Origin of the sequence: Frankia tisae, from assembly GCF_025403405.1 — a bacterium.
Taxonomy (GTDB): domain Bacteria; phylum Actinomycetota; class Actinomycetes; order Frankiales; family Frankiaceae; genus Frankia; species Frankia tisai.
On sequence record NZ_JANEZT010000022.1, the window covers coordinates 22,517 to 33,620 of the forward strand.

An 11,104-nucleotide genomic window follows, 5' to 3' on the forward strand; every position below is an offset into this window, starting at 1 on the left:
GCTGGACTGACCGGAGGTCACTTCTTGTCCTCCTCGTCCACGATCTCGGCGTCGACCACGTCGTCGTCGGCCGGTCCGCCGGCGCCGGGGGCACCTGCCCCCTCCTGCGCGGCCTGCTCGTACATGGCCTGGCCCATCGCCTGGCTCGCGGCGGCGAGCGCGTCGGCGGCCTCCCGGATGGCCGCCGTGTCGGTGCCCGCGACGGCGCCACGCAGGGTGCCGAGCTTCTCCTCCACGTCCGACTTCACCGCGGCGTCGATCTTCTCGCCGTTTTCGGCCAGGAACCGCTCGGTGGAGTAGACGAGGGTCTCCGCCTTGTTCCGGGTCTCGGCCTCGTCGCGGCGGTTACGGTCCTCCTCGGCGTACTGCTCGGCGTCGCGGACCATCCGATCGATGTCGTCACGCGGCAGCGCGGACCCGCCGGTGATCGTCATCGACTGCTCCTTGCCCGTGCCGAGATCCTTGGCGGACACGTGCACGATGCCGTTCGCGTCGATGTCGAAGGTCACCTCGATCTGGGGCAGGCCGCGCGGAGCCGGCGGCAGGCCGGTCAGCTCGAACATGCCGAGCTTCTTGTTGTACGCGGCCATCTCGCGCTCACCCTGGAAAACCTGGATCTGCACGGAGGGCTGGCTGTCCTCGGCGGTGGTGAAGATCTCCGAGCGCTTGGTGGGAATCGTGGTGTTGCGCTCGATGAGCTTCGTCATGATTCCCCCCTTCGTCTCGATCCCGAGCGACAGCGGGGTGACGTCGAGCAGCAGGACGTCCTTGACCTCACCCTTGAGCACGCCGGCCTGCAACGACGCGCCGACGGCGACGACCTCGTCCGGGTTGACGCCCTTGTTCGGCTCCTTGCCACCGGTGAGGTCGCGGACCAGGTCGACGACGGCGGGCATCCGGGTGGAGCCGCCGACGAGAACGACGTGGTCGATGTCGCTGACCTTGATGCCCGCGTCCTTCACCGCCTGCTGGAAGGGGTGCTTGCAGCGGTCGATGAGGTCGGAGGTCATCCGCTGGAACTCGGCCCGCGTCAGCGACACGTCGAGGTGCAGCGGGCCCTCCGCCGAGGCGGTGATGTAGGGCAGGTTGATCGACGTCTGGCTGGACTGGGAGAGCTCGATCTTCGCCTTCTCGGCGGCCTCCCGCAGCCGCTGCAGGGCCATCTTGTCCTTGCCGAGATCGACCCCGTGCTGACCGTTGAAGGTCTTGATCAGATGATCGGTGATCCGCTGGTCCCAGTCGTCACCGCCGAGGTGGGTGTCGCCGGAGGTGGACTTCACCTCGACGACGCCGTCACCGATCTCCAGCAGCGAGACGTCGAAGGTGCCGCCACCGAGGTCGAAGACCAGGATGGTCTGCTCCTTCTCGCCCTTGTCCAGCCCGTAGGCGAGAGCCGCCGCGGTCGGCTCGTTGACGATCCGCAGGACGTTGAGGCCCGCGATCGTGCCGGCCTCCGTGGTCGCCTGCCGCTGGGCGTCGTCGAAGTAGGCGGGGACGGTGATGACCGCGTCCGCGACAGCCTCGCCGAGGTAGGACTCGGCGTCCCGCTTGAGCTTCTGGAGGATGAAGGCGCTGATCTCCTGAGGAGTCAGGTCCTTCGTGTCGACCTTCATCTTCCAGTCGGTGCCCATGTGGCGCTTGACCGACCGGATGGTGCGCTCGACGTTGGTGACCGCCTGCCGCTTCGCGACCTCGCCGACCAGGACCTCGCCGTTCTTCGCGAAGGCCACGACCGACGGGGTCGTGCGAGAGCCCTCGGCGTTCGCGATCACCGTGGGTTCGCCGCCCTCGAGCACGCTCACGACGGAGTTCGTGGTGCCGAGGTCGATGCCGACCGCTCGTGCCATGTCTGTGTGCCTCTCGATCCATGTCGGCGCCGCGAACGGTGCATGCGAGCCGACCTCGTGGGGTGAAACCTCTCGGTGGACCGGCTCTCCGAGGGCCACCCGGAGAGTGCGGTCCTGCTAACGCTAGGGCGCATCAGGAGATTGAGTCTACGTGACTCATGATGACGGCTCCCAGCATAACCCGGCAGAGGTGAGTCATCCATACTCAACTTTGCGATGCCCGGTGGGATTCCCACTCGAGGCACTGCAAGGACCGCGGGCATGCCGCAGGCCCGACCCCGCGCGGGGTCGGGTGCGGACGTCGTTGCCGGGTGGGGCCCGGTCAGGAGCCGGCGGGCGGCGGCGGCTTCGATTCGCCGGGCGGGGAACCGTCGCCCGCGTCGCCCGCGCTGCCCGCGGCGCCGGTCCGGGGTGGCTGGGGGGCCTCCCTCGGCGGGCGCACGGCGGCCAGGATGCGGCCCCGGCGGGCGCTGGCGCGGGGCTGTGCGCCCCCGCTGCGCGGCGTAGCCAGGCCGATCGAGGCCACCGGACCGCCGGCGGCATCGGGCGGGCCGCCCGCGTCGAGGTCGGCCGCCGCGGCGGGGGCCCCGCGGCCCGGGACGGCCAGTGGCATCCCGGTCCGCTCGCTGGCGTCGGCCTGCCGGCCCAGGTCGGCCTCGATCTGGGCGAGCCGGTCGAGCATGTCGCTGGCGTCGCCGTCGCGCTCGCGGATGGTGCGCAGCGCGTCCATCAGGGTCAGCCACTGGTCACGGTCAACGGTGACCTGGTCGGCCAGCCGGTTGGCCGAGAAGGCCGGGAACAGCCGCTCCGCCGCGGCGACGATCTGCCGGACCTCGCCCGGGTTGAGGCGGCCGGGCTTCTTGCGGATGTAGTTGGCGGCGTCCTTGATGCTGATGATCGTCACACCGTCGAGGGCGCCGTCGCTCCACAGCACGTCGGCCTCGACCATCACCAGGATCGGGCTGACCGGAATCTTGAGCATCGGCAGCGCGGCCCGGACCTGGCTGCGGACCTCGCTCCCCAGCCAGGAGGCCCGGTCGATCACCGGCTTGAGCGACTCGCCGTCGCAGATCGCCCCGCCCTTGGTGTAGCGCACGGTCCCCTTGCTGTTGTCGCTGCCGATCACCATCACCCCGCCCGGACCGATCACGAGGTGGCCGATGGTCGCCTCGGAGTACGGCACGGCCCGGTCGTGGAGGATGATGTAGCCCTGCCGGCGCAGCCGGGCGATGGCCCGGGCGGTCCTGCGCTCGGCCTCGGCGCCCTCCCGCAGCGACTCGATGTCCGGCGCGGTGCCGTACGCGGCGATGACGATGCCGGCCGGCCAGGCCAGGAAGACCAGGAAGAACACGGCGATCGCGATGCCCGGCTGCCCGACCCCGAAGCCGATGACCAGGGCGAGGACGAGGCCGACCACCGCCGCCCGCGCCGCGGTGCGCGGGACCTGCCGCGCCAGCCGGTCTCGCCGGACCAGTGCCTGGTTCTCCCGGGCCCGCTGGTACTCCGTCTGCAGGGACTGCCCGGGGCGGCCAACTCGGGTCATCGTCGGCCGGGTGATCGTTGCCATCGTGCCCACCATGGTTCGCAGGGGTCGTCAACGTCGGTAGGGGCCCGTCCGCCGCGAACGCCGGGCATCGTCGCGACAGCGCTGGCACCAGGCCCACACATGCCTCGGCGAAGCTTGCACCGCGGGACACACGATCGCCCGGTCACCGTGGGCGAAAGGCCGTCCCTATGGTGCGTCGAAGATCCTTGCAGCACAAGGGTTGACATCATCGACTTGGGTGCCCTCGCGGCGTGGACGAGGTCGAGGCATGGTCGGGACGGTGCTGGTGCCACGACCGCCGCCGGCCGGCTGCCGAGGCCGGCGCGGTACGCGGATGCGTGACGGTGCGGTAGTCGTGGCGGTGCGAGACGTTGCGTGTCGGTTGAGCATCTGCCACTGAAAGTAGCAGTCCAGCGCACTCGGCGCGGGCGATCGGACCTTCGGACCCCCTATCTCGGGCCGCTCGGACCACGTCGTGGCAGGGTCGGTGGTAGGCGGGCTCGCCGCCGGCTACGAAGTCACCGCTGTCCCCATCGGGATCTGCGCGAACGACCTCGGCCGGCGGATGGGACAGGGCTCGCCGAACGGGTGGCACGGCTCACTCGTCCCGTTTTGTTACTGGCCGGTACGAGTAGGCTCACCCGCGACGGTGGGTGCCCAGATGGAGGATGCTGTGAGAATTGCGATCGGTGGAGCGATCACGCTGATCGCTCTCGCGGTTGCCGGCCGCCGGGTGTTCTGGCTGTTCCGGCTGATCAGGTCGGGCCAGCCAGTGCAGGGCCGGCTGGACGACCTGCCGAAGCGTATTTGGACCGAGATCAGCGAGGTCGGCGGTCAGCGGAAGCTGTTGAAGTGGTCGGTCCCGGGGATCGCGCACTTGTTCACCTTCTGGGGCTTCACGATCCTGCTGCTGACCGTCATCGAGGCCTACGGCGGTCTGTTCGACGACGACTTCCACATCCCCTGGTTCGGTCACTGGGCGGCCATCGGTTTCCTGGAGGACTTCTTCTCCGTCGCGGTGCTCGCCGGACTGGCCGCCTTCACGATCATCCGGATCAAGAACGCCCCCGCCCGGCTGGAGCGCAAGTCGCGTTTCTACGGCTCGCACACCGGGCCGGCGTGGGTCATCCTCAGCCTGATCACGGCCGTCGTCGTGACCCTGCTGATCTACCGCGGCGCGCAGTACAACACCGGGAATCTGCCGCAGGGCCAGACCAAGTGGGCCTTCGCCTCCTACGTCGTCAGCCGGATCTTCTCGGGTCTGTCGCACGGCGTGAACGAGAACATCGAGACGGCCTTCCTGCTGCTCAACATCGCGGTCATCATGGGCTTCTCGGTGCTGGTGGTGTACTCCAAGCACCTGCACATCGGGCTGGCGCCGATCAACGTCGTGCTCAAGCGTGAGCCTGTCGCCCTCGGCCCGCTCGGCAGCACCCCCGACATCGAGAAGCTGATGGACGAGGACGAGCCGCTCGTCGGCGTCGGCAAGGTCGAGGACTTCACCTGGAAGGCGATGCTCGACTTCGCCACCTGCACGGAGTGTGGGCGCTGCCAGAGCCAGTGCCCCGCATGGAACACCGGCAAGCCGCTGTCGCCGAAGCTTTTGATCATGGACCTGCGCGACCACCTGTTCGCCAAGGCCCCCTACCTGCTGTCCACCAAGGGCGAGGCCGAGGGGGAGGCGGCGCCGGCGGCGGTCACCGGGGTCGAGGAGGACGCGCACGCCCACGCTCACCACGGTGTGCCCGAGTCCGGCTTCGGCCGGGTGCCCGAGCCCGGCCAGCCGCAGGTGGACCGGCCGCTGGTCGGGACCGCCGAGGAGGGCGGGGTCATCGACCCCGACGTGCTGTGGTCGTGCACGAACTGCGGTGCCTGCGTCGAGCAGTGCCCGGTGGACATCGAGCATGTCGACCACATCGTCGACATGCGCCGCTACCAGGTGATGATCGAGTCGGCGTTCCCGTCCGAGGCCGGCGTCATGCTGCGCAACCTGGAGAACAACGGCAACCCCTGGGGCGTGTCGCAGCGGACCCGCACCGAGTGGACCGAGGGCCTGCCCTTCGAGGTGCGGATCATCGGTGACGGCGAGCGGATTCCCGACGACGTCGAGTACCTGTACTGGGTCGGCTGCGCTGGGGCCATCGAGGACCGGGCGAAGAAGGTCGCGCGTGCCTTCGCCGAGCTGCTCCACACCGCCGGCGTCGAGTTCGCCATTCTCGGCACCAACGAGTCCTGCACCGGTGACCCGGCCCGCCGGCTCGGCAACGAGTACCTGTACCAGGAGTTGGCCAAGGCCAACATCGAGCTGCTGAACGAAACGGGCGTCAAGAAGATCGTCGCGACCTGCCCGCACTGCTTCAACAGCCTCGCCCGGGAGTACTCCTCGCTCGGCGGCGAGTACGAGGTCGTCCACCACACCCAGCTGCTCGGCAAGCTCGTCGAGGAGCGCAAGCTGGTGCCGATCACCCCGATCGACTCGTCGGTCACCTACCACGACCCGTGCTTCCTCGGCCGGCACAACAAGGTCTACACCCCCCCGCGGGAGATCCTGGCGGCCATTCCCGGCATCCGGGGCCAGGAGATGCACCGCTGCAAGGAACGCGGATTCTGCTGCGGCGCCGGTGGCGCGCGGATGTGGATGGAAGAGAAGATCGGCAAGCGGGTCAACGTCGACCGGATGGAGGAGGCCCTCGGCCTCGACCCGGACGTCGTGTCCACCGCCTGCCCGTTCTGCATCGTGATGCTGACCGACGCCGTGACGGAGAAGAAGCTCTCCGGTGAGGCGAAGGAGAGCGTCGAGGTGCTCGACGTCTCGCAGCTGCTGGCCCGCTCGCTGGTGCCGGCGACGCCGGCGGCAACCCCCGCCGAGCCCGTCGGCTGACCTGCCGCCAACCCCGCCATCCCCGCGACCCGGGACTCTCGCCAGCCGCGAGGGTCCCGGGTCGCTGTCGTTCGCCCGGCTTGCGGGTCACGCGGGTGGTGCGGCCACGCGGCAGGTCAGCTGGGCGGGAGTTCCCCGTTCGGGACGGGGGCGCGGGTGAAGTCCCGGTAGGCGCGGGACGGCGTCGGACCGCGCTGGCCCTGGTAGCGGGAGCCGTAGACGGCCGAGCCGTAGGAATGCTCGGCCGGTGAGGACAGCCGGAACAGACAGAGCTGGCCGATTTTCATGCCCGGCCAGAGCTTGATCGGTAGCGTCGCGACGTTCGACAGTTCCAGCGTGACGTGCCCGGAGAAGCCGGGATCGATGAAGCCGGCGGTCGAGTGCGTGAGCAGCCCGAGCCGGCCCAGGCTCGACTTGCCCTCCAGACGGCCCGCGAGGTCGTCCGGCAGGGTGATGATCTCCAGCGTCGAGCCGAGCACGAACTCGCCCGGGTGCAGCACGAACGGTTCGTCACCCTCCGGCGCGATGAGCTCGGTGAGATCCTCCTGCTCGACTGACGGGTCGATGTGGCTGTACCGGTGGTTGGCGAAGACCCGGAACCAACGGTCCAGCCTCAGATCGATGCTGGACGGCTGGATCAGGGCGGGGTCGTGGGGGTCAAGGCGGATCCGGCCCGCGGTGATCTCGGCCCGGATGTCCCGGTCGGACAGCAGCACGCCGTGGACGTTAGAGCATCCGCGGTCGATCTTCACCGCCCGTCCACCTGGCCGAACCCCGGCCGACCACCGGCCGGGGTTCGGCCAGGTGGAGTGAGACGTAGCGTGACAGGGGTAGGAGAGACGTGTCCGCTCGGGGAACGGTCGGCTGGAACGGGGCCGTCCCGGCGGAAGGTGGAAACGCGGACACAGGCGGGAGAAGCATGCTGGGGCTACCCGATCACATTCAGGCGTGCCTGTTCGATCTCGACGGGGTGCTCACCAATACTGCGACGGTGCACGCGGCCGCGTGGAAGGAGATGTTCGACGACTTTCTGGAGAACTGGGCCAGCCGGTCCGGTGAACCGTTCGTCGCGTTCGACATCGGGGGGGACTACGGCGAATACGTTGACGGTCGGCCCCGAGCCGACGGGGTGCGTGCCTTTCTCACCGCCCGCCACATCCGGCTGCCCGAGGGAACGGCAGACGACCCGCCGTCCGCGCTGACCGTGAACGCGCTGGCCAACCGCAAGAACATCCTGCTGCTGAAGCGGATCAGGACCGACGGTGTGGAGGTCTACCCGGGCTCGCGGGCCTATCTGGAGCAGCTGGCGGCGGGCGGAGGGCCCAGGGCCGTGGTCTCCTCCAGCGCCAACTGTGTGGAGGTGCTGCGGTCCACCGGCCTCGACATCTTCGTCGACGCGGTCGTCGACGGCGCGGTCGCGGCCCAGGAGCGCCTGGCTGGCAAGCCGGCGCCGGACACCTTCCTCGCCGGCGCCAAGCTGCTCGGCGTGCCCCCGGAGCGGGCGGTGGTGTTCGAGGACGCCCTGGCCGGTGCCGAGGCCGGCCGGGCCGGTGGCTTCGGCTACGTGGTGGGCGTCGACCGGGTCGGCCAGGGGCATGCCGAGCAGCTGCGCAGGCACGGCGCTGACGTCGTCGTCGAGGACCTGGCCGAGCTCCTCGCCCCGTCCGCCCCGTCCGTCTCGTCCGCGCCGTCCGGCCCCGGGCGCGGCCTGGCATGATCGATAAGGCGTCCTACCTGATCGAACCGTGGTCGATCCGGGAATCCGGCGTCGACCTCTGCGATCTGGGTCGGTCCGAATCGCTGTTCGCGTTGTCCAACGGCCATATCGGGCTGCGCGGGAACCTCGACGAGGGCGATCCACACGGCCTGCCCGGCTCGTACCTGAACTCCGTGCACGAGCTGCGCCCCCTGCCGTACGCCGAGGCCGGATACGGCTATCCGGAATCCGGGCAGACGGTCATCAACGTCACCGACGGCAAGATCATCCGTCTGCTGGTGGATGACGAGCCGTTCGACATCCGGTACGGCGAGCTGCGGTCGCATCAGCGGGTGATCGATTTCCGGGAGGGTGTGCTCAACCGCGACGTGGAATGGGTCTCACCGGCCGGCCAGACGATCCGGGTGCATTCCGAGCGGCTGGTGTCGTTCTCCCAGCGGTCCATCGCCGCCTTCTACTTCGAGGTCGAAGCGGTCGATGAGCCGGCCCGGGTCGTCATCCAGTCGGAGCTGGTGGCCAACGAGCAGCTCCCGGCCCGGCGCGGCGACCCGCGGGCCGCCGCCGTGCTGGAGTCGCCGTTGGTCTCCGAACGCCACCGCGCCGACGGGACCAGGGTCGAAACCGTCCACATCACCCGGCACAGCGAGATCCGGGTCGCCGCCGCCATGGACCATTACTTCGAGGGCCCGGATTCGCTGGGCATCTCCTCGGAGAGCGAACCCGACGCGGGCCGGGTCACCGCGACGGTTGTGCTGCTGCCCGGCCAGAAGCTGCGGATGGTCAAGTGGCTCGCGTACGGCTGGTCCGAGCAGCGGTCCCTGCCGGCGCTGCGAGACCAGGCCGCGGCCGCGCTCGTCGCCGCCCGCCAGACCGGCTGGGGCGGCCTGGTGCGCGAGCAGAAGGAATACCTCGACGCGTTCTGGAACCGTGCCGACGTCGAGGTCGACGGCGACTCGGAGGTTCAGCAGGCCGTCCGGTTCGCGCTGTTCCACGTCCTGCAGTCGGCCGCCCGGGCGGAGCGGCGCGCCATCCCGGCGAAGGGCCTGACCGGTCCGGGCTACGACGGTCACGCCTTCTGGGACTCCGAGACCTACGTGCTGCCGGTGCTGACCTACACCGTCCCCGACGCGGCCGGCGACGCGCTGCGCTGGCGGCACACGACCCTGCCGCTGGCCCGGGAGCGGGCCGAGCTGCTCGGCCTCGCCGGCGCCGTGTTCCCCTGGCGCACCATCCACGGCGAGGAGTGCTCCGGATACTGGCCGGCCGGGACGGCGGCGTTCCACGTCAACGCCGACATCGCCGACGCGGTCGCCCGCTATGTCAACGTCACCGAGGACGAGCGGTTCGAACGCGAGGTCGGCCTGGAGATCCTGGTCGAGACGGCGCGCCTGTGGCGCTCGCTGGGCCACCACGACCTCGACGGCCGATTCCGCATCGACGGTGTCACCGGCCCGGACGAGTACTCGGCGATCGCCGACAACAACGTCTACACGAACCTGATGGCGCAGCGGAACCTCATCGCCGCCGCGGACGCCGCCCGCCGCCATCCCGCCCGCGCCGCCGAACTCGGCGTGGACGCCGAGGTGACGGCCTCCTGGCGGGACGCGGCCGAGGACATGTTCATCCCCTACGACCCCCATCTCGGGGTCCACCCGCAGTCCGAGGGGTTCACCGAGCACCAGGTCTGGGACTTCGAGCACACCACGCCCGAGCAGTACCCGCTGCTGCTGCACTTCCCCTACTTCGACCTTTACCGCAAGCAGGTCATCAAACAGGCGGACCTCGTGCTCGCGATGCAGCGCTGCGGCGACGCGTTCACCATGGACGAGAAGATCCGCAACTTCGCCTACTACGAGGCGCTGACCGTCCGGGACTCGTCGCTGTCGGCCTGCTGCCAGGCGGTGATGGCCGCCGAGTGCGGCCACCTCTCCCTCGCCCACGACTACCTGCGCGAGGCCGCGCTGATGGACCTGCGCGACATCGAGCACAACACCGGCGACGGCCTGCACATGGCCTCGCTCGCGGGAAGCTGGATCGCCCTCGTGGAGGGCTTCGGTGGCCTACGTGACAGCGGCGAGGTCATCGCCTTCTCCCCCCGCCTGCCCGAGGGCCTGACCAGGCTCGCCTTCGGGCTGTGCGTGCGCGGGCGCCACCTGCGGGTGGAGGTGTCCGACGCGACGGCCACCTACACCGTCTCCGAGGGGCCGGCGATAACCCTGCTCCATCACGGCCAGACGGTGCGCGTCCAGCCGAGCGAGCCGGTGAGCCTCGATGTGCCGCCCGCCCCCGTACTCGACCGCCCCAGGCAGCCCCCGGGCCGCGAGCCGCTGCGCTTCCTGCGCCCACCCGGCATCGGTGGCCAGCCGAGCGCCGGGAGCACCGCCGGTGCGGTCCCGCCCAGCATCGGTAGCAGCGCGGACGGCTGACGGCGGGACAGCCGTCGGCGGCCCACCGGGTTGCCGCCCGCGTCGTCGGCACCGGGGCGTGGACATGGGCTTTCCCGTGCCCCCGCCCCGCCGTGTCGACCCCTCCGTCCGGTACGATGCGGATGCACCACGCGGGCGTAGTTCAGAGGCAGAACACGAGCTTCCCAAGCTTGCAACGCGGGTTCGATTCCCGTCGCCCGCTCCACTCGGGGTAAGGCTTGTCCGGCGCTTGCCGGGTCTGATTGTTCTGCCGTCGCCCGACTCCAGTTCGGTAACCTCGCGGGAATGCCTGGATTTCTCAGCGGCGCCGCGCAGGCCAGAGGGCGGCGTGCGCCGATGTGGAACCGGTCGGCATCGTCTCCCCAACGATGTCACCCGCCTCGGTGATGGCCCAGGGGAGGCTGCCCAGGTCTCGGGGGCCAGGTCCTGGATCGGTGCCGTCGTCCCAGCGGAACGCGTGAAGTTCACCCGAGCTCAGAACGGCGCCGCCGGTGACCCTCCCGCGGTTGTCTGCGTCGCCGCGCACGCCGACAGCAGGCCGACCGTCTGCGCGGCCGATTCGGACCGGTTGCCCGCCGGCGGTGCAGCGGGATCCCCGGGAGAGTACTAGCCCATTCTGAGCACCCATTCGCCGCGGATCTACCGTGGGCGCTCGGCTCAAGCGGCTGATCGCGGACGGGGGCAGGT

General features: G+C 70.0%; 6 protein-coding genes and 1 tRNA gene. 4 read left to right on the plus strand and 3 right to left on the minus strand.

Annotated features, from left to right (window positions below; all coding sequences use genetic code 11):
• Window positions 1–17 precede the first annotated feature (17 nt).
• Together dnaK and NBZ85_RS03855 are read right to left on the minus strand one after the other, a co-directional pair.
• Complete coding sequence (gene dnaK, locus NBZ85_RS03850) at window positions 18–1,847, minus strand: molecular chaperone DnaK (RefSeq protein WP_261554579.1); 1,830 nt, start codon at window positions 1,845–1,847, stop codon at window positions 18–20.
• Window positions 1,848–2,169: 322 nt separating this feature from the next.
• Window positions 2,170–3,414: a nuclease-related domain-containing protein gene (locus NBZ85_RS03855; RefSeq protein ID WP_261554580.1), complete on the minus strand. Its 1,245-nt coding sequence runs from the start codon at window positions 3,412–3,414 to the stop codon at window positions 2,170–2,172.
• 652 nt (window positions 3,415–4,066) lie between these two features.
• On the opposite strand from NBZ85_RS03855, the gene NBZ85_RS03860 reads away from it, so the two are divergent.
• Window positions 4,067–6,274 carry a (Fe-S)-binding protein gene (locus tag NBZ85_RS03860; protein WP_261554581.1) on the plus strand — a complete coding sequence of 736 codons (2,208 nt, stop codon included), beginning with the start codon at window positions 4,067–4,069 and terminating at the stop codon, window positions 6,272–6,274.
• A gap of 116 nt (window positions 6,275–6,390) precedes the next feature.
• Here the strand turns inward: NBZ85_RS03860 and dcd are convergent, their stop codons facing one another.
• Window positions 6,391–6,990: a dCTP deaminase gene (dcd, locus tag NBZ85_RS03865; RefSeq protein WP_261554585.1), complete on the minus strand. Its 600-nt coding sequence runs from the start codon at window positions 6,988–6,990 to the stop codon at window positions 6,391–6,393.
• Window positions 6,991–7,193: 203 nt separating this feature from the next.
• Between dcd and NBZ85_RS03870 the strand changes: the two genes are divergently transcribed.
• The 3 genes from NBZ85_RS03870 (at window position 7,194) to NBZ85_RS03880 (ending at window position 10,622) form a co-directional block, all read left to right on the plus strand.
• Window positions 7,194–7,991, plus strand: a complete 798-nt coding sequence (locus NBZ85_RS03870) for a beta-phosphoglucomutase family hydrolase (protein ID WP_261561520.1) — start codon at window positions 7,194–7,196, stop codon at window positions 7,989–7,991.
• The gene (locus NBZ85_RS03875; RefSeq protein ID WP_261561521.1) at window positions 7,988–10,417 is read left to right on the plus strand and encodes a glycoside hydrolase family 65 protein; all 2,430 of its coding nucleotides are present in this window, start codon (window positions 7,988–7,990) and stop codon (window positions 10,415–10,417) included. The genes NBZ85_RS03870 and NBZ85_RS03875 overlap by 4 nt, the downstream gene beginning before the upstream one ends.
• Before the next feature lie 131 nt (window positions 10,418–10,548).
• Window positions 10,549–10,622: transfer RNA gene (locus NBZ85_RS03880), tRNA-Gly, on the plus strand.
• Window positions 10,623–11,104: the final 482 nt, after the last annotated feature.

What these genes read in the sequence shown, in the direction of transcription:
- dnaK (WP_261554579.1), bottom strand. Translation starts at nt 1,847, where the DNA reads ATGGCACGAGCGGTCGGCATCGACCTCGGCACCACGAACTCCGTCGTG.
- NBZ85_RS03855 (WP_261554580.1), bottom strand. Translation starts at nt 3,414, where the DNA reads ATGGCAACGATCACCCGGCCGACGATGACCCGAGTTGGCCGCCCCGGG.
- NBZ85_RS03870 (WP_261561520.1), top strand. Translation starts at nt 7,194, where the DNA reads ATGCTGGGGCTACCCGATCACATTCAGGCGTGCCTGTTCGATCTCGAC.
- NBZ85_RS03875 (WP_261561521.1), top strand. Translation starts at nt 7,988, where the DNA reads ATGATCGATAAGGCGTCCTACCTGATCGAACCGTGGTCGATCCGGGAA.